At 57.4% G+C, this 24,800-nt stretch carries 23 protein-coding genes and 2 pseudogenes; 8 read left to right on the top strand and 17 right to left on the bottom strand.

The window, feature by feature from the left end; all coding sequences use genetic code 11:
• Positions 1 to 49: 49 nt before the first annotated feature.
• From LDB05_RS21180 to LDB05_RS21210, 7 genes are all read right to left on the bottom strand, one after another.
• Positions 50 to 733 carry a cyclase family protein gene (locus tag LDB05_RS21180; RefSeq protein WP_226008209.1) on the bottom strand — a complete coding sequence of 228 codons (684 nt, stop codon included), beginning with the start codon at positions 731 to 733 and terminating at the stop codon, positions 50 to 52.
• 49 nt (positions 734 to 782) lie between these two features.
• Complete coding sequence (locus LDB05_RS21185; protein WP_226008210.1) at positions 783 to 1,499, bottom strand: ABC transporter ATP-binding protein; 717 nt, start codon at positions 1,497 to 1,499, stop codon at positions 783 to 785.
• Positions 1,499 to 2,245, bottom strand: a complete 747-nt coding sequence (locus LDB05_RS21190) for an ABC transporter ATP-binding protein (RefSeq protein ID WP_226008211.1) — start codon at positions 2,243 to 2,245, stop codon at positions 1,499 to 1,501. Before LDB05_RS21190 ends, LDB05_RS21185 begins: the two co-directional genes overlap by 1 nt.
• Complete coding sequence (locus tag LDB05_RS21195) at positions 2,245 to 3,285, bottom strand: branched-chain amino acid ABC transporter permease (protein WP_226008212.1); 1,041 nt, start codon at positions 3,283 to 3,285, stop codon at positions 2,245 to 2,247. Before LDB05_RS21195 ends, LDB05_RS21190 begins: the two co-directional genes overlap by 1 nt.
• Positions 3,282 to 4,205, bottom strand: coding sequence for a branched-chain amino acid ABC transporter permease (locus LDB05_RS21200; protein ID WP_226008213.1), 924 nt, complete (start codon positions 4,203 to 4,205; stop codon positions 3,282 to 3,284). Before LDB05_RS21200 ends, LDB05_RS21195 begins: the two co-directional genes overlap by 4 nt.
• A 20-nt stretch (positions 4,206 to 4,225) precedes the next feature.
• On the bottom strand, positions 4,226 to 5,587 hold the full coding sequence (locus LDB05_RS21205; protein ID WP_226008214.1) for an ABC transporter substrate-binding protein: 1,362 nt from the start codon (positions 5,585 to 5,587) through the stop codon (positions 4,226 to 4,228).
• A gap of 158 nt (positions 5,588 to 5,745) precedes the next feature.
• The gene (locus tag LDB05_RS21210; protein ID WP_226008215.1) at positions 5,746 to 7,428 is read right to left on the bottom strand and encodes an acetate--CoA ligase; all 1,683 of its coding nucleotides are present in this window, start codon (positions 7,426 to 7,428) and stop codon (positions 5,746 to 5,748) included.
• Between the two features lie 231 nt (positions 7,429 to 7,659).
• Between LDB05_RS21210 and LDB05_RS21215 the strand changes: the two genes are divergently transcribed.
• Positions 7,660 to 8,838 (top strand): MFS transporter, encoded by a 1,179-nt coding sequence (locus LDB05_RS21215; protein WP_226008216.1) that lies wholly within the window; start codon positions 7,660 to 7,662, stop codon positions 8,836 to 8,838.
• Positions 8,839 to 8,862: 24 nt separating this feature from the next.
• On the opposite strand, the gene LDB05_RS21220 is transcribed toward LDB05_RS21215, so the two are convergent.
• On the bottom strand, positions 8,863 to 10,560 hold the full coding sequence (locus LDB05_RS21220) for an acyl-CoA mutase large subunit family protein (protein ID WP_226008217.1): 1,698 nt from the start codon (positions 10,558 to 10,560) through the stop codon (positions 8,863 to 8,865).
• Between the two features lie 144 nt (positions 10,561 to 10,704).
• Between LDB05_RS21220 and LDB05_RS21225 the strand changes: the two genes are divergently transcribed.
• Together LDB05_RS21225 and LDB05_RS21230 are read left to right on the top strand one after the other, a co-directional pair.
• Positions 10,705 to 11,325, top strand: a complete 621-nt coding sequence (locus LDB05_RS21225; protein WP_226008218.1) for an OB-like fold-containing membrane protein — start codon at positions 10,705 to 10,707, stop codon at positions 11,323 to 11,325.
• Positions 11,325 to 11,825, top strand: coding sequence for an alpha/beta hydrolase (locus LDB05_RS21230; protein ID WP_226008219.1), 501 nt, complete (start codon positions 11,325 to 11,327; stop codon positions 11,823 to 11,825). The genes LDB05_RS21225 and LDB05_RS21230 overlap by 1 nt, the downstream gene beginning before the upstream one ends.
• A 244-nt stretch (positions 11,826 to 12,069) precedes the next feature.
• Here LDB05_RS21230 and LDB05_RS21235 read toward each other — a convergent pair whose 3' ends face one another.
• Complete coding sequence (locus LDB05_RS21235) at positions 12,070 to 13,032, bottom strand: transcription initiation factor IIB (protein WP_226008220.1); 963 nt, start codon at positions 13,030 to 13,032, stop codon at positions 12,070 to 12,072.
• A gap of 247 nt (positions 13,033 to 13,279) precedes the next feature.
• On the opposite strand from LDB05_RS21235, the gene LDB05_RS21240 reads away from it, so the two are divergent.
• On the top strand, positions 13,280 to 14,533 hold the full coding sequence (locus tag LDB05_RS21240) for an RNA-guided endonuclease InsQ/TnpB family protein (protein WP_226008221.1): 1,254 nt from the start codon (positions 13,280 to 13,282) through the stop codon (positions 14,531 to 14,533).
• A gap of 390 nt (positions 14,534 to 14,923) precedes the next feature.
• Here LDB05_RS21240 and LDB05_RS21245 read toward each other — a convergent pair whose 3' ends face one another.
• On the bottom strand, positions 14,924 to 15,190 hold the full coding sequence (locus tag LDB05_RS21245) for a HalOD1 output domain-containing protein (RefSeq protein ID WP_226008222.1): 267 nt from the start codon (positions 15,188 to 15,190) through the stop codon (positions 14,924 to 14,926).
• A 587-nt stretch (positions 15,191 to 15,777) separates the two neighbouring features.
• Here LDB05_RS21245 and LDB05_RS21250 point away from each other — a divergent pair.
• Together LDB05_RS21250 and LDB05_RS21255 are read left to right on the top strand one after the other, a co-directional pair.
• Positions 15,778 to 16,515, top strand: a complete 738-nt coding sequence (locus LDB05_RS21250) for a PspA/IM30 family protein (RefSeq protein WP_226008223.1) — start codon at positions 15,778 to 15,780, stop codon at positions 16,513 to 16,515.
• A gap of 75 nt (positions 16,516 to 16,590) precedes the next feature.
• Positions 16,591 to 16,908: pseudogene (locus tag LDB05_RS21255) on the top strand (DUF7342 family protein); the annotation flags it as partial.
• A 461-nt stretch (positions 16,909 to 17,369) separates the two neighbouring features.
• On the opposite strand, the gene LDB05_RS21260 reads toward LDB05_RS21255, so the two are convergent.
• Together LDB05_RS21260 and LDB05_RS21265 are read right to left on the bottom strand one after the other, a co-directional pair.
• Complete coding sequence (locus tag LDB05_RS21260; RefSeq protein ID WP_226008224.1) at positions 17,370 to 18,116, bottom strand: hypothetical protein; 747 nt, start codon at positions 18,114 to 18,116, stop codon at positions 17,370 to 17,372.
• A gap of 278 nt (positions 18,117 to 18,394) precedes the next feature.
• Positions 18,395 to 19,650: pseudogene (locus LDB05_RS21265) on the bottom strand (RNA-guided endonuclease InsQ/TnpB family protein).
• Between the two features lie 253 nt (positions 19,651 to 19,903).
• On the opposite strand from LDB05_RS21265, the gene LDB05_RS21270 reads away from it, so the two are divergent.
• Positions 19,904 to 20,197: a PadR family transcriptional regulator gene (locus LDB05_RS21270; protein ID WP_226008225.1), complete on the top strand. Its 294-nt coding sequence runs from the start codon at positions 19,904 to 19,906 to the stop codon at positions 20,195 to 20,197.
• Positions 20,198 to 20,464: 267 nt separating this feature from the next.
• Positions 20,465 to 20,737 carry a PadR family transcriptional regulator gene (locus tag LDB05_RS21275; RefSeq protein WP_226008226.1) on the top strand — a complete coding sequence of 91 codons (273 nt, stop codon included), beginning with the start codon at positions 20,465 to 20,467 and terminating at the stop codon, positions 20,735 to 20,737.
• A gap of 88 nt (positions 20,738 to 20,825) precedes the next feature.
• Here LDB05_RS21275 and LDB05_RS21280 read toward each other — a convergent pair whose 3' ends face one another.
• The 5 genes from LDB05_RS21280 to LDB05_RS21300 all read right to left on the bottom strand — a co-directional run bounded on the left by LDB05_RS21280 (position 20,826) and on the right by LDB05_RS21300 (position 24,669).
• Positions 20,826 to 21,128 (bottom strand): DUF3006 domain-containing protein, encoded by a 303-nt coding sequence (locus tag LDB05_RS21280; RefSeq protein WP_226008227.1) that lies wholly within the window; start codon positions 21,126 to 21,128, stop codon positions 20,826 to 20,828.
• Positions 21,125 to 22,567, bottom strand: coding sequence for a lamin tail domain-containing protein (locus tag LDB05_RS21285; RefSeq protein WP_226008228.1), 1,443 nt, complete (start codon positions 22,565 to 22,567; stop codon positions 21,125 to 21,127). Before LDB05_RS21285 ends, LDB05_RS21280 begins: the two co-directional genes overlap by 4 nt.
• A gap of 245 nt (positions 22,568 to 22,812) precedes the next feature.
• Entirely contained in the window at positions 22,813 to 23,265 is a 453-nt protein-coding gene (locus LDB05_RS21290; RefSeq protein ID WP_226008229.1) for a hypothetical protein, read from the bottom strand.
• Between the two features lie 459 nt (positions 23,266 to 23,724).
• On the bottom strand, positions 23,725 to 24,003 hold the full coding sequence (locus LDB05_RS21295; RefSeq protein WP_226008230.1) for a class I SAM-dependent methyltransferase: 279 nt from the start codon (positions 24,001 to 24,003) through the stop codon (positions 23,725 to 23,727).
• Positions 24,004 to 24,063: 60 nt separating this feature from the next.
• Positions 24,064 to 24,669, bottom strand: a complete 606-nt coding sequence (locus LDB05_RS21300) for an OsmC family protein (RefSeq protein ID WP_226008231.1) — start codon at positions 24,667 to 24,669, stop codon at positions 24,064 to 24,066.
• Positions 24,670 to 24,800: the final 131 nt, after the last annotated feature.

The raw sequence follows: 24,800 nt of genomic DNA on the forward strand, positions 1-24,800 counted from the left end.
GCAAAAGCGTTTTCCCGGTCAGTTCGGTCGACAGGTCACGGTACGATAATTACGGCGGTTCCGTCGGCCTCGCGACGAACCGAGCGGGTGCTCCGTCTCCGCCGCGGAGGGAGAGCGGGAACCCGTAAACCATCGGCCGCGTGCCAGCGATCGAGGGCGGAATTCGGAGATGTTCCGCGATGAGTATGCCCTCAGGAAGTAGCGTCCGATGGATCGGATACTCGTCCCATCCGTCGGGTCGCGTGGCACGGGGTCGGTCGGGGCTCGGTGTGTCGACGGCCAGCAATTTCACACCCTGTTCGAGCAGCCAGTCGCCGACATCCGCCGCGAGCCACGGATACCTCTCGTAGTCCTCGCGTTCGTATCGGTCGCCCCAGCCGGTTCGGACGAGGAGGATGTCGTCGGGGCGAACGTCACCAGCGGCCGCCGCTAGTTCCTCCGCAGTAATGGGTTCTGATTCTTCGCGACGCACGTCCGCGACCGTCGCCGGCCCGGCGAACCGTTCAAGCGGAATCTCATCGATCGTCGCGCCGCCGGCGATCATGTGTCGGGGTGCGTCGACGTGCGTACCGACGTGGGTCGGCGTGCCGATCCACTGCGCGTTGACACCGTCGCGGTCGACGTCGCTGATCGTCTCGAACTCCGGTTCCGGGAGCGCTGCCGAATGCGGAACGTCGCCGTCGAAGGGCTGGGTAAGGTCGATCCAGTCGGCGTCGGAACGTCGGTCGTGCATAGGTTTCGGAAGGGGACGGAGAATTGTGGAAGCGGCGGTCGACAGTCGGTCAGGCGCCGCCGATGATCTGCATCAGCTCCTCGTCCTCGGTGATCGCTCCGGCGTCGTCCGTCTCGGCGATGATCTCACCGCGCTCGATGACGTACAACCGGTCGACGGAGTCTTTGACCTGATTGATTTGGGATTCGGCGATGAAGACGGCTGCATCGAACTCCTCACGGATTCTCGGAATGCTCTCGACCAGGTCCTGCTTGATGCTCGGTGCGAGCCCCTCGAACGGTTCGTCCAGCAAGACCAGTTCCGGTTCGGCGACGAGCGCCCGGGAGACGGTGACCATCTGCTGTTGTCCCCCAGAGAGCTTTCCGGCTGGTTGATCGAGGAAATCTTCCATGGCTGGAAAGATATCGAGGACGACCGAGAGCCGGTCTTCGAGATCGACGGCGTCGTCGTTAGCACCCCACAGCGCCATCTCGATGTTCTCCCGAGATGTCAGCTTAGATATCAGTCTGCGGTCTTCGGGAGCGAACCCGATGCCCAGCTGCTTGCGTTCGTGGGTCGGAGCGTCCGTGATGTCCTCACCGCGGAACGACACGGAACCGCGCTCGACGTGCTGGAGACCCATCACGGATCGGAATGTCGAGGTCTTTCCGGCACCGTTTCGGCCGATGATGCCGACGGTTTCGGCTTCGTCGACCTTGAGGTCAATCCCTCGGAGCACGGTAACGCCCTCGATCGACGCGTTCACGGCGTCGAGTTCGAGCAACATCAGGCCTCACCTCTGATGCGCTGTTTGACCGTCTGGTCCTCGAGCACTTCTTCCGGCGTGCCGTCGATAATCTTCCGGCCTTGATCCATCGCGACGACGCGTTCGGCGTAGTCGGCGACGAGTTCCATGTCGTGTTCGATGAACAGTACCGCCGAGTCGGACGTCTCGAAGTAGTTTTGCAGTCGGTCCATGATCGCGTACTTGTTCTCCGTCGCGACGCCGCTCGTCGGCTCGTCGAGGATGAGCAACTTCGGCCGCATTGCGACGCTCATACAGACGTCGAGGATCTTCTTGTCGCCGTGTGGGATCGCCTCCGCCTCCGATTCTCGCTTCTCCGCGAGACCGAACTCGTCGAGCAGGTTGATCGCCTCGGCACGCGTGTCGTTCTCCCAGTTGAGCACCGTAAACAGGGAGTTGTTTCGCTGCTCCCGAGAGAGGATGGCCGAGCGGACGTTCTCGACGAGCGTGAGATCGTCGCAGACACGCGGAATCTGGAACGAGCGAACGAGTCCCGATTGCGCACGACTGTGGACCGGTGACCCCTTCAGTGACTGCCCATCGAAGACGATTTCTCCGGACGTCGCGTCGAGAACGCCAGTCAACAAGTTGACGAAAGTCGTCTTGCCAGCACCGTTCGGGCCGATGATGCCGACGATTTCCCCGCTGTCCACCTCGAAATCCATACCGTCGACGGCTCTGAGATCACCGAACTCCTTGGTGAGTCCCTGTGTTTCGAGGACTGACATTACCTCTCACCTCCGCCGCCTCGCCAGCGGCGAATCCGCCGACGGATTCTCGCACCGATACCCGAGATTCCTTCGGGCTCGAACACGATCACGAGGAACAAGACGAACCCCATCACGAAGTGCCAGTATTCGGTCAGCTGCTGAGCCTGACTACGGATGAGGATGAACGCTCCTGCGCCGGTGATCGGGCCGAAGAACCATCCCGTGCCGCCGAGGACGGTCATGAACGCCAGTTCGCCGGAGCGCGACCAATGGAGCACTGTACCCGGCGTGACGTGGCCGTTGAGGAACGCGTACATCGCGCCACCGAGGCCGGTAAAGAGACCGGACATGATGCTGGCGTACCACCGGTAGCGTCGAACCGGAATGCCGATCGCTCGCGCTCGGTCGGGATCGTCTCGGATGGTCTTGAGCGTGAGCCCGAACGGCGAGTGCATGAACGTCCACAGCAAGACCATTGTCACCACGAACCCTATCAGGATGACATAGTAGAGAATCCCCATCAAGTAGCCTTCGTACCCCCATGCGGTGAGGTAGTTGACTCCTCCGACGGTCGGCGTCATGATCGCGACGCCGTCGGTACCGCCGGTGACAGTGTACAGCTTCACCGTCAGTATGTAGATCAGGTGAGCGAGTGCAAGCATCAACAGCGCGTAGTACACCTCGGTGTGGCGAACCGAGATGAATCCGATCACGGCTGCAATGGTACCCGCGACGAGGACGCCGAGCGGAATTAACAGCAATAGCTCGGATACCCCGTAGTACTGCATCACGAGCCCGACCGCATACGCCGATCCACCGAAGAACGCCGCGTGGCCGAACGAGAGCAGACCAGTGTAGCCGAGGAGCACGTTATACGCGAGCGCCGCGATGGCGAACGCGAGTATCTGCCCCAAGAGGAACACCTGGTACTGTCCCGTTCCGGGAAGATATGGAAAGACAAAAGCGCCGACGAGGAGCAGGGCACCAGCGGCGCTCGAGAGGTTCCCAAATTGCTGCTTGATGCCAATCATGACGCCGGTTTTCGTATCCTGACTCATGCTTCGATCTCTCCGAATAGTCCGGTTGGTTTGATCAACATTATCACGGCCATCAGCAGGAAGACGAGAGCGAGCTCAAGCACCGGAACGTAGTACGACCCGTAGGCCTGGACCATCCCGATAATCAGTGACGCCGCGATGGCCCCCTTGAGGCTCCCGAGACCGCCGATGACCAGCACCGCGAAGGCGAGAATGACGAACTCGAGTGCTAGCCCGGTCGTCATGGAGGCAGTCGGCAGGTAGAGCGCACCACCGAGTGCCGCCAACGAAATGCCGATAACGAACACTTTGAGGTGAATCGACCGCGTATCGATTCCGGTGAAGCTCACGGCTTCCTCATCCTCGGCCATCGCGAGCGTGATCTTCCCGAGACGGGTTTTCTCGAAGAAGTAGTAGAGCGTGCCGGCGACGGAGGCAGTTACGAGGATCGTCAATACAGCCCACCACGGGTACGTTCCGCTAGGTAAGGTAAACGACCCGAGCAGATTCGACGGTGCCGTTGCACTCACCGGCTGTCCGCCCCAGATGAACTTCATCGCGTCCTCCATCATCAGGATGATTCCGAACGTCGCCAACAACTGGTAGTCGTCCTCGAGCCCGTACAGCGGCTTGAATGCGGTCCGCTCCATCGCGAGTCCAACTAAGGAGACGATGGCCGGAACGACGACGAGGAGCAAGACGAGAAAGACTACGAACAGGCCGATGAATCCAAGGGATCCGCCGACCGCTCCGACGGTCCTCTGGATGAGGCTCGCAGCCAGATACGCCCCGAGCGGCAGGAACGCAGCGTGGGCGAGGTTCATGAAATTGAGCATCCCGTAGATCAGGGAGAGGCCGGTGCCCAGTAGGAACAGCGTCGCCGCTCCGGACAACCCATTGAGGATGATTACCAGTTGTTCGCTGAGGAGTTGTTGAACCATAAATTGCTACTGATTGTAAGTTACAGGTTGTCGATCCACTCGCCCGTGGTTATCGATGCCGGCGGGTTGACGTATTCGGGGGTAATCCAGACGGTATCCGTGAGGGCGACTCGGTCGTCTTGGGGATCCGAGAACCCGTAGAAGGAGGGTTCAACGACGTTATGGCTCCCTTGGGGCATATTGACGAACCCGCTCGGGGAGTTAAAGCCGATCCCCTCCATCGACGTCACCCACTGGTCTTTGGTGGGGTACTCTCCGCTCAGGTTGTACGCCCGCTCGATCGAGTAGACGTAGGCCCAGATCGCCTGCCACGCGTGGAAGGCCCCGTGGGCGTAGGGCGGTTCGTCGTACTCGTCCTGGTAGTTTTGGACGAACTCCTCGTGGAGCGGGTTCCACTGCTGGTCACCGAACGGGAAGTGTGGGCCGCGAGCGCCGAAGATTATCCCCTCCGGAATCTCGTCCGGGATATTTCCGATCACGTGACTACCCGCAGTGAAACAGGGGATTGTGTCGTCGAACAGCCCCTGGTTGTTCGCCTGCGTGATGAAATTCACTGCGTCGCCACCCCAGTGACTGGAGTAGATGAAATCGGGGTCGGTGCTGTTCAGTGCACTGATGGTCGAACTGTAATCGTCGTTCGGGAACGGGGTGAACCGCGAATCGACGAGCTCGACGTCGACACCGAGACTTTCGATGGCCCGTTCGAACAGGTCCCAGTTGTTCCGACCGAAGGCATAGTCCTGATTGACGCCCGCAACGGTTTCCACGTCGGGGAGCGCGTTCTGCAGGAGACGCGCCGCACCGACGGCGTCTGTCGAACTACTCGCGCACGTCCGGAAGACATACTGTGGATCCGTAACCGCATCGTCAAACAGATCCGTCGTCCCCGTGTCCCAGACCACTGTCGGCTGTTCGAGTTCCTCCGCGATGGGGGCGACTGACAGAACGTTCGCGCTCGAGATGTAGCCCATGATCACGTCGAAATCCTCTTCAGTCGCCAGTCGTCGGTATTGCTGAACGATCTCGTCGACGTTCTCATCGAACTCCTCCATCTCGATCTCGCGCTCGCCCAGAATGCCGCCGTTCTCGTTAATGTTATCGACAACCATTCTGGCGGACTGCATCATCGGAGTGCCGAAGACGGACGCCGCACCGGACGTAAACCCGATACAGGCCATTCGAAGCGGTTCATCGGGAATCGCGCCACCACCCGAGTTGTCCGTCCCCTGATCCGCAGGGTTGCTACAGCCAGCGAGGCCCATCGATGCGGCGGCGGTTGCCGTTCCAGCTCCCTTCATGAACCGCCTCCTTCCTATCTTTTCTTTCACATTCGGGATTCCGCGCTTTACGATTTCACCATCAGGATCGAACGGCGATACCATAGTGAGGCATGAGACCACCCCACATAATAAATATTATCCCCTATCTGATATATTATTCCGCCATATTGTTTCTGTTATGATAATCAATATTGACTAGAAACGATAATTCATACTGGCGGTAGCGTGCTACTGAGCCTTTCTCTCCTATTAGTGATTGCTCACGAGTACCCATCGCGCTCCTCGAGCGAGCTGCGACGGATCTTTCCGGACGAGGTTTTCGGGAGCTCGTCGATGAACTCGATGTGCTGGGGGTACTCATATTTCGCGAGACGGTCGCGGATGTCCTGTCGGAGCTGTTCCTTGAGATCGGCGGAAGCGTCGTATCCGTTCGCGAGTACGACGAACGCTTTCGGTACTTCGCCGCGTTCATCGTCGGGAACACCGATGACACCGGCGTCCGCGACGGCGTCGCTGTTCGCTAACGCCTCCTCGATTTCGACGGGCCCGATGCGGTATCCCGCGCTGATAATGACGCTGTCCTTCCGTGAGATGAACTCCAGATAGCCGTCCTCGTCCATTCGTCCGAGATCTTCGGTGAGCAGCCAGCCGTTCCGGACCTTGCGATCGGTCTTCTCGGGCTTGTTCCAGTATTCTTTGAAGCAGACCGGGTTGCCCTCGTACCGGACAGCGATCTCACCGACCTCACCGGTTTCGACCGTCTCCTCGGCGGTGTCCGGATCGACGATTGCGATCTCGTGGCCCGGTGCGGCGCGGCCGATCTTGCCGTCGCGAAACTCGGTTAGCGCCGTACAGTCCCCGGCGAGCATATTCGCCTCGGTCTGCCCGTATGCTTCGTGAACGGCCGCACCGTCGAAGACGTCTCGAGCCCACTCGACGATCGACTGTCCGAGGGACTCGCCGCCGCTCGGGAGACACCGCATGCTGGATACGTCCCACTGGTCAGGGTTGTCCAGTTGTTCCATCATCCGGAGTGCCGTCGCAGGGCCGAAGAAAACCGAGACGCCGTGACGTTCGATGATCTCCATGGCGGTCTCGGGATCGAACGACTCGTCGGCGGTGTGGGCGACCACCGGCTTCCCGTAGAACAGGGCCGGGAAGACCACGTCGAACAGCGTCGCGACCCAGGCCCACTCCGACGGCGTCCAGAACACGTCGCTCTCCCGCAGTTCCATGTTACAGAAGCCGGTGACGACCAGCGGAAGGTTTCCGAGGAGAACCCGGTGTGCGTGCCGGACTCCTTTCGGATCGCCGGTCGTTCCCGACGTGTAGATGATGATCGCGTCGTCCTCGGCGGCTGTCTCGACCGTCTCGAACTCCTGCGAATGCGAATCGACCAGCTCCCGGTAAGCGAGTTCGTCCCCCTCAGGGGCGATGTCGCCGACTGTAATCACGTTTTCGAGCGACGGGGAATCGCCTGCAATGTCTCGAACAGTGTCCACGTTCGATTCGCCGACGAAACAGGCGACCGCATCGGCGTCGTTCAGTCGGTACGAGACGGCCTCCGTTCCGAACAGGGTGCTCAATGGGACCGAGACCGCACCGAGTTTCCAGCAGGCGACGTGGGCGACGATCGTCTCCGGCCGCTGTCGGAGATTAATTGCGACCCGGTCGCCACGGTCGACGCCGCGCTCGCGCAAGGCGTTCGCCACCGTGTTGGCGTCGTTCCGGAGACGCCGATACGTGTACGTCTCCCGGTCGCCCTCGCCGTCGTCAGCGAATATCGCAACGCGCTCCTTCTCGTCCGTCCACCGATCACAGACGTACGCCGCCATGTTGAATGTCTCCGGAATCTCCCACTCGAACGCCTCGCGGAGGCTATCGTAATCGTCCCATTCTTCGTCGTAGAAGTGGTACGCCTCGAGTTCGTCCATGACTGTCATATCATACTGAATTACCAGGTTAGGTAATACAATTTATGGTATGATGTGCCAACCCACGGACGTTAATAGGTTTTTCCAGCTCTATATGACGAAAAATAGATTGAGATACAGAGAATTTATTGATCGATCTGAAAATAAATCAGGATAACTATAAGTATTCGAGTATGAAAATCACCCATCGGACAATATGCGTAGACAGAATTTCGGGCAGTCGATGCGATGGATGGCGAAATGAGCGACCATCAGTCCCGAGCCGGCGTCTTCGCGGCGACCTTTCTCGTCTCGGTCGGCGCGAACGCGTACATGATCGCTCCGGCGAGCATCGTGCCGCTGCTCGAGGCAGCGTTTCGGATCGACAAGGCCAGTGCCGGGTTGGCGATCAGCGCGGCCGTCCTCGGCTCCGTTCTCATCCAGCTCCCCTTCGGCTACCTGATGGACCACTACGACAACCGGCGGCTGATGACGCTCGGTACGGTCGTCTTCACACCGGTCGCGATTGCAGGTTCGTTCGCAGCCACCTACCCGCTCTTCCTCGTGACTCGAGTCATTGCAGGAGTCGCTGGTGGTGCACTGTTCGTCCTCAGCACAAACGTCGTCGCCCAGGTCTTCCGCGGTCCCCGACAGGGATTCGTGACGACGGTGTTCATCGCGAGCGCGCCGCTGGGGTTCGCGATCAGTCAGTTCGGCGGCCCGATCCTCGCATCACGGTTCGGCTGGGCGGCCGTCTTCGTCGCCTATCCGCTTCTGTCGGCGTTCGGCTATCTCGTCTTTCGCCTCTCGAGACCGGCGGCGATCCGCGGTGAGGACCAGATCACGCTTCGGGAATTCGGGGGCGCATTGCGGAACCGGTCGGTACTTCTCGTCTCCCTCTCCGGGTTCTGTTCGTATCTGCTCTATATCTTCATGAACTCGTGGATGCCGACCTACGCGACGGAGCGATTACCACTGTCGCTCGGAGAAGCGGGCGCGATAACGGCGTTGCTGCCCGCTGTCGGCATGGTCGCTCGCCCCATCGGAGGGTGGGTTTCGGACTACGTCGGCTACCGTCGCCGGCTGATCGTCATCCTCTCGCTCGGATTTGCACTGCCAGCGTTCTTCGTCGTCTCGCGAACCATTTCGACGGTCCTCTTTTCGGCCGTCATGCTCGGCGTCGGCTTTTCGCTTCAGTTCGGAATGGGTGTCTACTACGTTTACACGCGGGAACTTGCGACGGCCGGGACCGGTGGGACGAGCCTCGCAGTATTCACGTCGATCGCGTTCAGCGGAACGCTCGTCTCACCGACTCTGGGTGGCTGGCTGATCGGTGCATTTTCCTGGGAGACGACGTTTCTCCTGTACGCGCTGATCGGAATCGCCGGTATCAGTGTCCTGTTTCTGACAAGCGACTCGAGTCCAGAATCGACTGGGTGATCACTGTAAGGACGAGTCCGAATTTCAGACTGGTGCGATTTCTTCTTGGTAACTGCCGTGGTGCTCCTCGAAGACCTGCATGATCTCGCCCATCGTCGCGTAGGCTTTTACCGCGTCGATGACGTACGGCATGACGTTCTTGTTGTCCGAGATGGCGTCCGAGAGAGCGTCGAGCGTCGCGTCGACTGCGTCGTCGTCGCGTTCGTCTTTGACCCGCTCGAGGCGCTCGAGCTGACGTTCGCGAGTCGTCTCGTCAACCCGAAGCGTTTCCGGAGACGTGTCTTCCTCGATAGTGAACTTGTTGACACCGACGACGACTTCCTCCCCGCGTTCGACCCGCTGCTGGTATTCGTAGCTCGCCTCGTGGATCTCCCGATGGAAGTAGCCCTGATCGATACCGTTGAGAACGCCGTCCCGAACCGAGCCGTCGCCCATCTCTCTGATTTCCTCGAGGTACTCCATGATCTCCGATTCCATCTCGTTCGTGAGCGTCTCGATGGCGAAACTGCCGCCCATCGGGTCGACGATATCGGCTGCGCCCGATTCTTCGGCGATGATCTGCTGGGTCCGCAGCGCGACCCGGACCGCGTTCTCGCTGGGCAGTGCGAGCGCCTCGTCGAAGCTGTTGGTGTGTAGCGACTGCGTTCCGCCGAGAACGCCCGCGAGCGCCTGAACGGTGACACGAACGATATTATTGAGTGGCTGTTGTGCGGTCAGCGACTGCCCCGCAGTTTGCGTATGGAACTTCAACCGTTTCGACTCGGGTCGCTCGGCCCCGTACCAGTCTTCCATTACGCGGGCGTACAGGCGGCGCGAGGCCCGAAACTTCGCGACCTCTTCGAAAATCGAATTGTGGGAGTTGAAAAAGAACGAGAGCAACGGTGCGAACTCGTCGATATCGAGTCCGCGCTCGAGACAATCTTCGACGTAGGCGAAGCCGTCAGCGAGCGTAAACGCCGCTTCCTGAGCAGCCGTGGAACCGGCTTCGCGAATGTGGTAGCCGGATACCGAGACCGGATGGAACTTCGGCGTCTCCTCGACGGCGAACTCGATCGTATCGGTGACGACCTCGAGCGCCGGTTCGGGTGGGATCACCCACTCCTTCTGGGCGATGAACTCCTTCAGCATATCGTTCTGCAGGGTTCCGTTGATCTCTTCGCGCGGAATCCCTTGCTGGTCCGCCAGTGCGACGTACATCGCGTAGATTACTGGCGCAGAGGGGTTGATCGTGAACGACGTCGACACTTCGCTGATATCGATCCCGTCGAAGAGGACTTCCATGTCCGCGAGCGTGTCGACGGCGACGCCCTCTTTTCCGACCTCACCCTCGCTCATCGGATGGTCAGAATCGATCCCCATTAGCGAGGGCATGTCGAATGCCGTCGACAACCCTGTCTGACCTTCGTCGATGAGATAGTGAAATCGTTCATTCGTCTCTTCGGCGGTTCCAAACCCTGCAAACTGCCGCATCGTCCACGTTCGCCCGCGGTACATCGTCGGATACGGTCCGCGAGTATACGGCGGTTCACCGGGGAATCCGAGGTCCTCTTCGAAATCGAGGTCGGCGATATCGTTCGGTGTGTAGAGCCGATCGACTTCGTGATTCGAAACCGTTGCGAACCTTTCCTTTCGTTCTCCACGCTCCAGCGACGGCTCAAGTGTTTCTTTCTCCCAGTCGTCGCGTCGCTCGCGGATCGCCTCGAGCTCACTTCTCTCAAACATTGGTATGAAAACTCATACCATCGTCCTAAAGTCTTCTCATTACTTACCGGAGGGTTCTTTCCTTGTTGAGTGTCGAAGACGACGACTCGACTCTTTCTGGCCAGTCACAATAGCTATATCCGGCGCGCCATTCGCCAGCGATAGATGCCGCTACGCGAACCGATCGGTCAGCGCGGCCGCCTCGCCCTCATGGCGTTTCTGCTCTGCTGCGTGGCTGGCCTCCTGTTCTGGTACGGTACCCTCCCCGCCGCGAATCCCGCGATGAACGAGTATCCGGACGGAGATCGTGTCGGCTCAGACCCCACAGCGTACGTCGGGGAACAGGTCGTGCTCCGTGGTGCCGTCGTCGCTACCGAACCGGTAGTCCTCGAGGTGCGCTCCCCCGACGGCTCGCGACGGGTGACGCTCGAGGGCGCAGGCAGCACCCGCCAAACCGACGATGACCCGCTCGACGTGGGTGAGCAGGTCACGGTCTTCGGGACACTAACGGATCCCACGACGCTCGCCACCGAGCGGACAATCGTGCGAGCCTCCTGGGAAGTACTGTATATGTACCTCATCTCGTTCCTCGGCGGGTGCTGGGTACTCGGTCGCTTCCTCCGCGGCTGGCAATTCGATCGCGCCCAACTCGCGTTCGTTCCGCGCGACAGCCCACGTAGCCGCCAGCGGTCGGGCCAAGCCGCCACGACCGCTGCGAGTGACCAACCTACACCCGCGGATGAACCGGCGATGGAGGGTTCAGACACGAACCCGGGTGAGCGCTGATGCCGGATATCCTCACCCACGTCTTGGTGGGCTACAGCCTCGGGACGCTGCTCGTGCTCCGCGACGCACAGCTGCGACCGGCGCACGTCACCCTCGTGATGATCGGCGCACTGTCCCCGGATTTCGTCAAAATAAAGCTCCTGGTGCCGGACGCGATCGTGCAGACACTGCTCGGGGTGCCGTTCGCCTGGACCCCACTGCACAGGCTCGGCGGCTCTATCCTTGTCGTCTCCTTCGGTGCCTTGCTCGTGGCCCCCGGATACCGTCGCCAGGTGATTGCGTTGCTCGCGCTCGGGGCGGCGTCGCACCACGCTCTCGATCTCCTGTTGATAACTCCGACAGGCTACTCGTACGCCGTGGGCTGGCCGCTCTCGACGTACCACTTCCCCTCGCCGGATCTCTATCTCAGCAGCGATCGCTGGCCAGCGCTCGTCGCCGGGACGGTCGCGGCAGTCATCTGGGTCGGACGCCGCCGCTGGTCCCAGTCAGTTGGGGACTGATTCGTCGGTCCGATAGGCGCGGCGTCACAGAGATACAAGGAGGAAGCCCACGGCTTTAGCCGTGGGAGGAATCCGACCAGGTGCAGAATGGCTGCGGCAACCACGGACTTCGCGCGGACCACCATGTATGTCGACACCAGCGAGAAGGCGAGACATGTGATCGTCTTGGGGACGACGCGTAGATTGGGGGAAACAAGGGGTAGTTGCCGACGATCACCGAGATCGGTCAGTAAGTCCGAGTTCGCTAGCTGAGTCCCATTGCTTTAATCTGCTCTTGATATCGATTTCGAATGGTGACTTCGGTGACTTGGGCAACGGCTGCAACCTCCTTCTGCGTTCGCTTATCATTACACAGGAGCGACGCAGCATAGATGGCAGCGGCGGCAAACCCGGTCGGAGATTTCCCTGACAGCATTCCCTGTGCCGCCGTGGTATCGATAATCTCGTTGGCTTTCGCCTGAACCTCTTCGCTCGAGTCGAGTTCGGAACAAAACCGCGGGACGAACTCCTTTGGATCGACCGGCTTCATTTCAAGCGACAGTTCCTGAGCGATATATCGATACGTGCGCCCGATTTCTTTCCGTTCGACCCGCGAGACATCGGCAATTTCCTCCAAGCTGCGTGGGATCCCCTCTTGACGACACGCCGCGTAGAGACAGCTCGTCGAGACGCCTTCGATCGAGCGGCCGCGGATGAGGTCCTCGTCCAATGCCCGTCGATAAATAACGCTGGCGACCTCGCGAACCGAGCGTGGGACGCCCATTGCAGAGGCCATCCGATCGATCTCGCTGAGCGCGAACTGCAGGTTACGCTCGCCGGCGTCTTTCGTTCGGATGCGTTCTTGCCACTTGCGGAGGCGGTTCATCTGATTACGCTTTTTCGAGGATAGTGACCGACCGTAGGCGTCCTGGTCTTTCCAGTCGATCTGTGTCGTGAGCCCCTTGTCGTGCATCGTCTGCGTGGTGGGTGCCCCGACACGGGATTTGTTGTTCCGTTCGGAGTGATTGAACGCTCGCCATTCCGGTCCCCGGTCGATGTTCGTCGCTTCGATGATCAAACCACAGTCCTCACAGACGAGTTCTCCCTGATCATCGCTTTTGACGAGAGCGTCCGAGCCGCATTCGTCGCACGTTTTCTCACTGTTAGTTTCCTCGACTTGTTGACCCGTATCTGGGTCACGCTCACGCTGACGAGTCGGGCGCTCCATGGTGTGTGATCAATATTCAGGGTTTCTTAATACCTTGTTCCCGCCCCAATGAGTTTTTAGCTGAATTAAGGCCCTATATGTCCTTTCTCAACGAGTAAGTGGGGTAGTTCACACAGTCTTATAGAAAGTGTGAGGCGAAAACCCACGGCTTTAGCCTGGGATGTAACCGACAACTGAGATGCAATCCACGTTACTGTGGCGAGTCGACCCTAAAATATTTAATGATTATCGCCAGAATATATAAGATATGGAAGTGCGGCGTACTGTCCCCGTTGTACTCGACGTGGACAGCGACGATGCCGTACTCCTTGAAGACACCGTCGACACGTTCCTGTGGTGCGCTCAGTACGTCGTAGACCACGCCTTCCACGGCGAATACGTCACCACCAGCAAAACCATACTAGACGACGAAACCTACGACGACGTGCGAAAGGAGACGGACGGCTTCAATAGTGGGCTGGTGCAAGCCGCTCGTAATAAGGCCGCCGAAGCCTGCAAGAGCGTCGTCGCCCGCTGGAAAAAGGGGAAGAAAGCGTCGAAACCACGCCTCACCAGCCCACACGTCGTCTACGACAAGCGCACCGCCACCTTCCACGATGAGTACGTGAGCCTCGCCACCACGGACGGTCGAATCGAAGCCGACTACTTGCTACCGGACGACGATAATGGTACACCGCACTCGGAGCACCTGTTTTCCGAGGAGTACGAGACGACGGGCGCGGAACTGCACTATCGGGACGGTACCTGGGTGCTTCACGTCCACTGCAAGAAGGACGTGGAGTCAGACACGTCGGAACAGGCGACCACTGAGAACGGAACGGTTCTCGGGGTTGACCTCGGCGTGAACACCCTCGCCGTCACCAGCACAGGCACGTTCTGGCCGGGTGACGAGTTCGATCACTGGCGCAGAGAATACGAGAAACGACGCGGTTCGCTCCAGCAATGCGGGACGCGCTGGGCGCATGAGAATATCCAGTCGGTCGGGCGGAAAGAAGACGGTCGGTTCAAGCTGATGCTTCATCACATCAGCAACGAGTTGGTCGACGAAGCTCGTGAGAACGGCTGTTCCGTGATTGCGTTCGAGGATTTGACCAACATCCGCGAGCGGACTGGCGCATCGTGGGGGCACAAGTGGGCGTTCGCCCGCCTGTACGATTACGTCGAGTACAAGGCTGAAGCATACGATATCGCGGTCGAACAGGTAACCTCTGAAAACACGTCACGGCGGTGTTCGCACTGCGGGTTCACCCACCCTGACAACCGTGATGGCGAGGACTTCGAGTGCTTGAAATGCGGGTACGAGAACCACGCTGACTACAATGCGGCCAAAAACATTGGACTGCGATATCTCCGTCGCACCCAAACTGGGAGTGACGGAGGCGCACCCTTGGGCGTGCGCTTGAACAGCGGGATGTTGAACGAGAACGGAGGCTATTCTCCTGCCGAGGAATCGGCCAGAACGGGAGTCCACGCTGAATCCCACCGCTTTAGCGGTGGGTAGCTCAACAACGTCGTCCCGATTCCAACTAACTCGGAACCGGTCCTGTGAATCAGACTTGGTCGCCGTTCATTGAGACGAGTGAATCTCCTACTTTCCCAGGCCCTTCGCTTGACGAGCCAAATAGCGTTGGGGATACTAATATCATCTTCACACCTCAAGGTAGAGGTACAGCAGGGCACCACATCGATGCTCCCTCTCCCCGGACATCCTCCCCCCCAGACATGCCCTGCTGGTTCTACTTGAGAACTAAAGCCGAGGCCAACGCCATTCGAGAGTGCCGACGAGGTACTCGAGTGCTAAGGAAGACCGACGTTCAGGTCGAATAGGCAGCGAAAACTACGCAAATGATACGAACGCCCCGCACATATCTGCCGACCCAGACGAAGTCGGTTAATCAGCCGCCGAAGCGATCTCTTCGGTTGTAATCTGCAATTCCTCATCGAACTCAGCGATCACCGTATAGCCATTATACTGGAACTCGACTCGTCCCGGCCGCTCTGCTCCATCTTTTTTCGGCGCAAAAAGCCGCTCGAGTAAATCTGGATCGATTGCTTCGTAGAGAGGAGGAAGTTCTACCGGCTCAGTTCCCTCTTTTTTTGCAATATGTTCGATGATCTTGGTAGATATGCCCCTTCTCTCCCCAGGACCTCCAAGCATACCACTTCGTGCCACGGTGGTATATTAAAAACTGTCGTCCTTAGAACTCCCATAGGACATATTCTAAAGAATGTTTTCTTCTGGTGACAGTAGTGTTACCATGCTATTTGGGCAATAGGCTTACTAATCAACAGATGGAAATCAGAATTGGCGAGAGATGGGGGATCTGATCGTGCAGTCACTATCCGATCCACTTCGAGACATCACCAGAACTCGCCACCTCAAATCGGTCCACCGACACCAATTGCCATATTGTCACTCGGTTCCGGACCACCACCCCAAGTCGAACACCCATTGACAGGGGGCACCAACGCTGGCACCCCCTCCCCCCGTCAGCGTTTCTGTTCAGTAACTAGAATTTGTGACCATTCGAAGCCGTGCAGAATACAAGCAGCGAATCGGTCATTCCCGCCTGCTCGATATTGGCTCGAACAACGCCTTGATACGACAACCAACGTAGGCGGACGTAGTCGTAGCGGCTCTCGCCTATCCTCCTCCAACATTTAAACGGATCTTTCCCGTAGTTCTCGTATGTCGACAGTTGGTACCGATCGATCATGCGAACTTGATCAGAGTGAGGGGTTTCTGTGAGCCTTTTCGGACGGCTCTCGTTCGTTATACAGTCGTGGGCGAATGCACTGTTGAACAGGGTTTCCGATCCCTCGGCTGAACTGGACTACTCGTACGAACAGCTGCGCGACGAGTTACAGGCGATCAACCGTGGAATCGCTGAAGTCACAACCCAGAAGAAACGCCTGGAAATGCACCGCACTCGTCTCCGTTCGAACGTCGAGAAACACGACGGTCAGGTCCGTGAAGCGATCCGGCAGGATCGAGACGACCTGGCCAGACGTGCGCTCGAAAAGAAGCACACGACCACCGAGCAGATCGCGGATCTTGAAGAACAGATCGCGCGTCTCCAAGCGACGCAGGACCAGATGATCGAACGCCAGGTCGCGCTCCGCGGCCGAATTGAGGGCTTCCGAACACAGAAGGAGGTGTTGAAAGCTCGCCACGATGCCGCCCAGGCCTCTGCCCGCGTTGCCGAGGCGTTCAGCGGCGTCGGCGGTGATCTAGCGGACGTGAACCGCACCATCGAACGCGCGACCGAACGCACCGAACAGATGGAAGCGCGGGCGGCCGCCCTCGAGGAACTGGAGGAGACCGGCGCGCTCGACGACATACTCGCTGAAGGCGACGAGATCGACCGCGAACTGGAGCGTCTCTCAACCGATAACAGAATCGAACAGGAACTCGAGGATCTGAAAGTCCAACTGGGACGAGACGTGGAGTCCCAGACGGAACTCGATGACACGGCCGGGTAAATTAGGTTGTGAACGGGTCGTCTCTCCGAGCTTCGAGGAATGTGATCATTCCCCAAAGTGTGAACGATATCCGGGGACAATAAGAACGCGTATTTCGAGTGGAGACGCATCAACCAGATCGTAGCCGACTACTCAGTCGAGGAACTCCAGACCCGCGTTCGTGAGTTGACGACGCGCATTATCGAGTATGAAGACAGCCACGACGCTGAGCCACCAGCCGCTGTCGGCGCCGTCGCCGCCGCGGAGACGAACGACGAGCAGACCCCCGATGATGTGTATCGTGGACTCGCTGACTGGGAAACAGCTCGCGAGGAACGTAGCCGCTACGAACGTGCCCGCCAGCAGCGCACAGGAGGGGAGCGCGAGCAGTTGGCCGACGTACGCCGATGGTGAAGCCGGTAGAGATACTCGCGGGTATCGTCCCGACCGAGAGTCAACACCCGGCTACATCTGGCATGGTGTACTTGGAAATCCGCCTTGTTCGATGCCGTGATGACTGGTGACGACGCGAATTTGGGGGACGGATCGACCGAGAACGCGCGTCGGCTGATTCTCAATCCGACGAGCGGGGACGAGGAGCACACTTAGCAGGCCCGCCGACTCGAGTTCGATTGTCCAACTCTGTTCTGATTTTCGGACACGGCGCTTTCGGTAACTACTGATGATTACTGAACCCCGATCGCTCTGTCAAGAATGAACGATGTACGGAGCCGTGTGCTGAATACAAGGCGCGAATGGGGCACAGACTGAGCGCCCATCTGCGAGGGTAGTGATCGTTCAATAGAGATGGAGTACTTAGTAACCCGACGACATTGAAGTGTAAAAGAGATGTTTCCTCGGCGGAAGGAATTTCTTCAATTTCCCCACTTGGAGATGTGACTTGGTTCTGATTGGTCTTTGTTTCGATCCCGCCAGATCCCAACAAGTATCACACTCCATGTCACTATAGCTAAGAACGGGAGGTGCCATGACGGGAGAGAGATATCTGTGAACATCAGAATATACGGATACGCAACTGCAACCGTTAAGAGGGTAGCACCATACCCTACAGAGAAAAATGTCGGTTCAGCTGAACGGGCAGACAACCTACGGTATAACAAAAAGAGAGCATAAGGGCCAAGAACTACACATTTTGTGAGGTAAATGAAAAACGGGTATAGCCTCCAGGTTGCGCCTGCTTGACCGATTTTGATCAAGAATCGATCCCCAGTCGAATCTTCTACAGCAAAATGTCCATATTCAGTACTTCCTTCATTGATAGGATGCGGAAACTTCTCATATTCATCGCACAGGAGTAGTCCGGGGCTGCACACAGGGGGTCTCCCTAATGACCGTAACCCAGAACTGATTGGCTCCTGTTCCTTCGCCTCTTCGAAGGCTCTTCGTTGGGTCTCAGAAAGGCTCTCAACGGGAATACCACCCTCACTTCTGTGAGAGGCGTGCTTGATGTACTCTTCATAATGTTCTGAAGATTCATGTGCGATGGCATAATGGGTGCTGTCTCCGTTATACGGTTTCATGAGTGTGCTTGGAAATAAGATAGCACCTACAAGGAGAACGGCGATGATGAATGAGGCGCTCAAAAACCTTTTAGATTTCATTGAGCAAGAATCATCTGATCAGGTGTAAGTATTTTCTGGGATTTGAGTCATCAATACGCCCATCTACTGAACAGCTGGTTCATTGATTACAGGGTGAAACAAACAAGGCTATCGTGCTGAACTTATCCTCTGTATTTTGCACAGTCCCTCTGGCAGTTGTCGGGGAAATAGAGGGACGTTCCGGTAACGCTTTCGCCTGTACTGAAGCGATGTTTACAGTCCGAACTGATTGACATCCTCCTCCGGCTAAAGCCGGAGGAATCCCGAGCGTTGGGATATTACGGTTTGCAGACTCCCTGCTCTCTCGTGTTGAATGACCCGCTCTCGCGGTCGAACAGGAAGACTCCGGGCTGTGCCAACCAGCTGTTACTCATATCCCCCGTCGGGGGACTCTGAGTTATCTTTCTACGAATGTTCACCGCACCGTTCACGTCTGCATTCATCGTCGTTTCGCACGCCTCGCAGACATACAACCCGCGCTCCACGCGGTTGCTATCGCGAATCTGCCCACAACACGAACACGTCTTACTCGTGTTCTCTTCGTCCACACGGTCAACGAGGATGCCGTATTCCTTGGCCTTGTATTCGAGCAGACGGGCGAATCGGTCGAACTCCCACCCGTGGAGCTTTTTGTTCCCCGACGCACCCCAGTTCCGAGACTCACCATTCTCGCCTTCCCGGATGTCGTTGAGGTCGCCAACCGCTATCTTCTCCACACCTTCTTCGACACACCGCTCAACGATGTGTTTCGAGAGCGTGTGGAGGAAGTGGTCTTTACGCCGGGAGAGTTTCTGACGAGCCTTCAACGCACGCTTCGACGGCCCGTTCTCGCCTTCGGTCTGGTACTCCTCGCGGCTGAAGTAGTGCTTGTCCTCTTTCAGCACGTTCCCCGGATATAGTTCATTTGCGCCATCTTCGTAGTCGATGGCAAGGTAGTTACTGATACCGAGGTCAATACCCGCCGTCTTGTCACCGGTGCGTCTTCGACTGGAATCTCTTTCTTACAGACGAGATGCAGTTCCCACTCGTCACCATTCCAGACGGCACGCACCTGCTGGATGTTCTCGACTTCTACGTCGGGGCGGGTTTCGTACTCTGCGAGGATGAAGTCAGACCGGCTTTCTTTCAGGTTGAAGCCTTTCGAGAGGCGGAGTTGGCCGTACTTGTCGTCGTGCTTGATAGCCCGTTTCTTCCACGTGACGGTGGAGCGCGGGTGGCGGGTGCCACGTTTCCGGTAGCCTGGTGGGTTGTTGCCGTCGTCGGAGTTGTACCAACCGGTAAACGCCTCAGCAAGTTCTTCGAGAACTCGCTGACTTGACTGAGAATGGAGGTCACTGTAGCGTTCGTGGTCTTTCAACTCCGACTTCATTTCGGCTTCATCGGGTATCTCACCGTCTTCATCCCACCGTTGTTGGATGTAGTAGCGTCCGACGTTCCACAGTTTCGAGGCTGCGAACCCGCACTGGTCAAGGTCGTCACGAACCTGACTGTGGTTCGTGATTTTGGCGACGTAGGTGCGGGTTGTCTCCAGCATCGTTCTGTGGTACATAACTAGTTATGAATAGATACCTATTAAAATCAACTACCGGGCGTTGAATATCCAGCTGGACTGTCGTCGGTAGATCGGCAGTCAGAGTGTCGGATTCATCCCGCGCCTAAAGGCGCGGGTATTCTCCTTGCTCTTTATAACATTCCGCAATCCGTTTTCGGCCACCCACAATCGAACAAACGGACTTTCGCCTACTCGTTCTCGGAATCCTTATCTGCAAATACACGGAAATTGCCATATGTACGATCTCACTGGTTTCCAGCGTGACCTGCTATACACGATTGCCGGACAAGACGAGCCACACGGGCTTGCGATCAAAGACGAACTCGAGGACTACTACGAGAAGGAGATCCATCACGGACGCCTCTATCCGAATCTCGACGAAGTCGTGGACAAAGGTCTGGTCGAGAAAGGGGAGCGCGATCAGCGAACGAACTACTACACGGTCACCGCTCGTGGCCGGCGTGAACTCGAGGCTCGACGAGAGTGGGAAGACCAGTACGTCGGTGAGTTGCTCTCGAAAGTAGAGTGAGGGAAGTAATGAATCGACACGCACGAGTGGTTCCTCATTCGGTCGTGAGCCGGTCGTCTTCTACAAACCACTGAAATATCAGCCCTGTTTGCTCCCGACTTCTATTTTGAGGGTGTGGACTACCAGCGTAGGGTCTTAACCAACAGTTCCCGAATATCCGTTGCTTTGTTGGTTAATCTACAGCACTACAATGGGACTGCCAGTTGCGTGAGCTTACGACTCTTTACAGGTGAATAACAAACATTACAGCAATTGGATGTTCGCGACATGGATGACCTCACAGGGTTTCAACGAGATCTCTTGTACGTGATCGCTGGCGCTGACCAACCATCGGGACAAGATATCAAATCAGAGATTGACCAGTACTACAGCAGCGAGATCAATCACGGGCGATTGTATCCAAATCTCGATACGGTTGTCAACAAAGGTCTCGTCGAAAAGGGGGAACTCGACAGAAGAACAAACTATTATGCGATTACAGAGGACGGCGAGCACGCTATCGAAGACCGACAAGAGTGGAAGTCACAATACATCGACTAGCTTGGTGTACTCTCCTCCGGTCTTGAACTGAGGATTCTATGTTTAAGCACTAGCACACGCATTTGGGCCACTAACTGAAGGCATAGATTTAGGACGTGTCTGATTCGTCTTCTGTATCCCCTGCCGTTGGTGGCCGCTGGGAGAGTTCGTCAAATCGCTGTTGGGCCTGTTCAGATCGATCGACCGTCTCACGCTCCTCGTATATGATGTCGACTACGTCCTCGTCTTCAAGTTCGACCGTCAGTACCGCACCGGCGTGACGGCCGTCTTCGGGAAGTCGTTCGCGATCGAAGACTGTTTCGTCGACCGTTTCGCCGTCGTTCTCGAGCAATACCACAGCGAGATTGTCTTCAAACCGGTCTACGACCGCCGTGTACGTTCCATCAATCATGATCCATATTCCTCCTGAAGCACGATAGTCCCGCTGTCGTTTCGCACGATAACAGTATCACCGGCATTATTCCAGACCGCGCTGCCAGACCCCCAGTAGAGATCACTCGGTGAATCCGTTCCGCTGCCGGTGTGAAGGGTGACCTGTGTGCCCGGATCGAGCGTAAATCCACTCGGGAACGTATACGTGTGATCTGCATCATCCACTACCGACCAGCTGGTGAGATCGAGCGGTTGATCGCCTGTGTTTTCGAGGACGATATACTCGTCATTCAGATTGTTGTGATCGTCACCCGAAGCATCCTCGTGGATCGTGGCGATAGATACCGTTCCCTCTTGATCCGTTGGCTCTGTTGGTTCAGTCGTTGTTCCACCGTCAGTCATGATCGGCGATGCTGTCGACCCATCTATTGGGATGACGAGACGGTTCTGAAGTCCGGTGTCGGCACCAGGTTCAACTGGGTCTCCATTTCGGAGTTCAAGCGGCGCAGTTGGCGCGTCGTGTTGGGTCGCAACCGTGATCGCAGATCCGTTGCTCGTCAACTGTATGTTCCCATGCGTTGCCGTCCAGTAGGTCCGAACGGATCGCTGGGAAAACCGCTCGAGGACCTCTTCGTGCGGATGGCCGTATTGAGAGTCGTATCCACTCGAGATGACAGCGATGCGTGGGTTAGTAACGTCGAGGAACTCGTCTCCCGAACTCGATTGACTCCCGTGATGGCCAGCACCCAAGACACTTGCATTGAGATCAGCCCCGTATTCGTCGACGAGGAACTGTTCACTGGCTGTCTCGCCATCCCCCGGAAGCAGGAAGTTCGATTGACCGAAGCCGAGGTGAACGACGATACTGTTCTCGTTTCGATCGCCACTCGCGAGATACCCCTCGGGTGGCGCAAGCACTTGCGCCTCGACTCTTTCGAACGGAATCTGGTCACCGGCACGCGTCTCGTACAGCGTCACGTCGTGTTCCTCGATCGCATCCAAATATCCCTGATAGGTCTGGGAAGTCGACGTGATCCCTGGGTCGTACACTGCTCCTACCCCTTCCGTCTCAAGATAGTCGATGACGGCCGCATGGCCGCCGATGTGATCCGCATCGGCGTGTGTCGTGACGAGGTGGTCGATTCGATCGATGTCGTGTTTCTCGAGATAGGCAAGGACATCTTCGCCGTCGTCAGACCAGTCTCCCGTATCGATGAGCATCGTCTCGTTCGTCGGCCCGACAATTAACGTACTCGAGCCCTGACCGACATTGATGAAATTGACCGACAGCGTTCCGTTCGAACTCACCGTTGGTTCGTCCGGTGTTTCACCCGGTGACTCGGGTGTCGGTTCAGTCGTTCCATTTTGGGTGGTCGTTTCGTCGGTGATAGCACCGCCACACCCTGCCAGGGTGATGAGGACGACCACCGCAAGCACACTGAGGAGCTGACTCCGCATCACGGCCACTAACAATATGTAGATATATAGAGGCACTGTCTTTCAATATGATGAGTTCGATGCAGCTAGCCTCTATTGAGTTGCTCTAACCATGGGCGCGAAAATATAAAGCAAGTAACTAATGGCTGGGATCAGGACCTCGACCGTTTTCCCAAATATTGGAGTCAACATCGAGAATATGAGCTATAATTTTCTCAGTGAATCTGCTGCAGAGGGATGACATGCCGATGTACGGGACCGACCGGTCAGTCGCTCACGTCTGTGAAACAGTTGACCTCAACGGTGACGAAGTCGACGGTTTCGCCGCCTGTGTTCACCGCGAGGACCCGGTAGCGTCCGTGGAACGGTCGATGGCCAAGAGATTGCTCGTACAGGAGCTGTCCCTCATTGACGCCTCCCTTGTTCGCCATCAGTCCGGCGTCGTCCGTCGACACTGGTATCGTGTACGCTAGCGTGTCTGCCGAGTCGTACACTTCGAGTCTGTCGATGTCGTTTTCTCGGACATCGTCGACGGACAGTGGAACCGCAAGCCTCACGTCACTGTCTTCGACCATCCCGCGTGCGCCGGTGTCGAGAACATCCCCGTCGCCGTGATCGGGGGCGCTCGTTTGACAATCGATCGTGTCGGAACCTCCCGATTCCGAGCCGCTACAGCCGGCTATTCCGGTAAGAGCTGCGCTACCGACGGTGGCCAGCAATCCTCGTCTGGAGGGCATGCAACAAAATTCCAACCTGTTACAAAATCTCTTTCGATTCTGCTCACTGACAATAATTGATACAGACCAATAGCGTATGCCTGCGTATTCAGGCGCAGGTCAAGCGATGGGCACTGTTCGACACCTGCTGTCAGTAGCTTGGCCGGATTTCTTCCGTAATTATTTTTTAGTGATACGATGTAATATAAAGTGCAACGAATACCGTGAGATGCCGTCCCTGAACAGACAAGGGGTGGTGAGGAACGCGGTCTGTTCCTCACACGGCGATGACATGGTATTCGATGGGGCCTTATTGACCGGGCCACAGCCCTATATTGGGGAGGAAACGAGAGTTTCTCCGGTATGCTGCCGGTTCCCCATGAGTGCGGGTTGGAACCTCAAACGTCACACTCGACGGAAATCCCATGGTAGGATTCCACGTCCTTCAGGGCGTGGAGGAGGTCAATTGCATAGCGTCTCCTTCGAGAAGCGTGTTTTGGATTGAGTTTGACTGCCAGCGACAAAGGTGTCCATTCCCCACCTGCTACTGAGGTCGAGCAGTACCTCGCCTGGTTCGTGCTCGGCCAGGTCGAAGTAGTAGTCAACACCCGCGAACGAGTCGATCACCGCATCGGGAACGTATTCGAGCTCGTCGGTGCCGTAGCCGAGACGGACTGCGAGATCGCGGCCTGTCTCGAAGTGGAGCTCCGTGTCAGCGGACTCAGTGACGTCCCGGTACATCGACTTACTCTCACCCCCGAGTTTATTCGCGGCGAGTCATTTGCTATCGGTGGTCTCCAGTTAGTCGTCGCTTGCCACCTCTGCGGGCGTGTTGATGGTCACATCGACGTCCTGATTGAGGGAGACGAATGTGTAGACGGGTGCCCGCCGGGCCCATTCGTCGATCAGATCTCGATCGAGATCTTCGCCGTCGATCTCGACTTCGGCGGTGAGGTTCTCGAAGACCGAGTCGGCTTCTTTGAGTGCCTCGAGACTGAAGAGAACTGCCGGATCGAAATCAGTCCGGACGCGCGTTTGGAGGTGTTCGATATCCACACCGTTCGCAGCGGCGTTGATGGTGATACCGACGTTGATACAGGCGGCCAGCGCCGACAGCGCCGCCTCTATCGGTTCGAGCCGGTCGGTCCCGCCGACCCACCCGCCGGCGTCTAATACTTCCTTCCATGCGCCGTAGGGAATCGTGTATTCGCGCGTCTCGCGATGGATCGTCTCGCCCCCGAGTTCGTAGCTATCGACTTTCGCTAGGCTGTGCGCGGCTGTCCCCTCGTAGGTCGCGGACGCCCCGAGGCCAAACTGGACGGCGTCGGGATTCTCTGCTGCGTGTGCGGCGAACCCTTCGAGTGTTTCGAGGTCGATACCGTGCAATAGTTGTCGTTCGTCAGTCATTGTTTGTTTCTCACTCCGGTTAGAGCAATTTTCGTGTCCCTATCCGGCAAGGGACATTACGAAGTTGAACGTATTGTAGCTATTTCGTGGTAATTCGGCAGTTCCTGTCGTTACTGCGTCCACTGCAAAAG

It is taken from the genome of Natrinema salinisoli, assembly GCF_020405205.1.
Classification (GTDB): Archaea; Halobacteriota; Halobacteria; order Halobacteriales; family Natrialbaceae; genus Natrinema; species Natrinema salinisoli.

Bases quoted from the DNA above. Each gene is read 5' to 3' on its own strand.
- LDB05_RS21185 (WP_226008210.1), bottom strand. From the start codon at position 1,499: ATGTTGCTCGAACTCGACGCCGTGAACGCGTCGATCGAGGGCGTTACC.
- LDB05_RS21220 (WP_226008217.1), bottom strand. From the start codon at position 10,560: ATGTTTGAGAGAAGTGAGCTCGAGGCGATCCGCGAGCGACGCGACGAC.
- LDB05_RS21235 (WP_226008220.1), bottom strand. From the start codon at position 13,032: ATGGAGCGCCCGACTCGTCAGCGTGAGCGTGACCCAGATACGGGTCAA.
- LDB05_RS21300 (WP_226008231.1), bottom strand. From the start codon at position 24,669: ATGACTGACGAACGACAACTATTGCACGGTATCGACCTCGAAACACTC.
- LDB05_RS21195 (WP_226008212.1), bottom strand. From the start codon at position 3,285: ATGAGTCAGGATACGAAAACCGGCGTCATGATTGGCATCAAGCAGCAA.
- LDB05_RS21190 (WP_226008211.1), bottom strand. From the start codon at position 2,245: ATGTCAGTCCTCGAAACACAGGGACTCACCAAGGAGTTCGGTGATCTC.
- LDB05_RS21285 (WP_226008228.1), bottom strand. From the start codon at position 22,567: ATGCGGAGTCAGCTCCTCAGTGTGCTTGCGGTGGTCGTCCTCATCACC.
- LDB05_RS21280 (WP_226008227.1), bottom strand. From the start codon at position 21,128: ATGATTGATGGAACGTACACGGCGGTCGTAGACCGGTTTGAAGACAAT.
- LDB05_RS21270 (WP_226008225.1), top strand. From the start codon at position 19,904: ATGTACGATCTCACTGGTTTCCAGCGTGACCTGCTATACACGATTGCC.
- LDB05_RS21275 (WP_226008226.1), top strand. From the start codon at position 20,465: ATGGATGACCTCACAGGGTTTCAACGAGATCTCTTGTACGTGATCGCT.
- LDB05_RS21200 (WP_226008213.1), bottom strand. From the start codon at position 4,205: ATGGTTCAACAACTCCTCAGCGAACAACTGGTAATCATCCTCAATGGG.
- LDB05_RS21295 (WP_226008230.1), bottom strand. From the start codon at position 24,003: ATGTACCGGGACGTCACTGAGTCCGCTGACACGGAGCTCCACTTCGAG.
- LDB05_RS21230 (WP_226008219.1), top strand. From the start codon at position 11,325: ATGCCGGATATCCTCACCCACGTCTTGGTGGGCTACAGCCTCGGGACG.
- LDB05_RS21240 (WP_226008221.1), top strand. From the start codon at position 13,280: ATGGAAGTGCGGCGTACTGTCCCCGTTGTACTCGACGTGGACAGCGAC.
- LDB05_RS21225 (WP_226008218.1), top strand. From the start codon at position 10,705: ATGCCGCTACGCGAACCGATCGGTCAGCGCGGCCGCCTCGCCCTCATG.
- LDB05_RS21210 (WP_226008215.1), bottom strand. From the start codon at position 7,428: ATGACAGTCATGGACGAACTCGAGGCGTACCACTTCTACGACGAAGAA.
- LDB05_RS21215 (WP_226008216.1), top strand. From the start codon at position 7,660: ATGAGCGACCATCAGTCCCGAGCCGGCGTCTTCGCGGCGACCTTTCTC.
- LDB05_RS21205 (WP_226008214.1), bottom strand. From the start codon at position 5,587: ATGGTATCGCCGTTCGATCCTGATGGTGAAATCGTAAAGCGCGGAATC.
- LDB05_RS21180 (WP_226008209.1), bottom strand. From the start codon at position 733: ATGCACGACCGACGTTCCGACGCCGACTGGATCGACCTTACCCAGCCC.
- LDB05_RS21260 (WP_226008224.1), bottom strand. From the start codon at position 18,116: ATGAAATCTAAAAGGTTTTTGAGCGCCTCATTCATCATCGCCGTTCTC.
- LDB05_RS21245 (WP_226008222.1), bottom strand. From the start codon at position 15,190: ATGCTTGGAGGTCCTGGGGAGAGAAGGGGCATATCTACCAAGATCATC.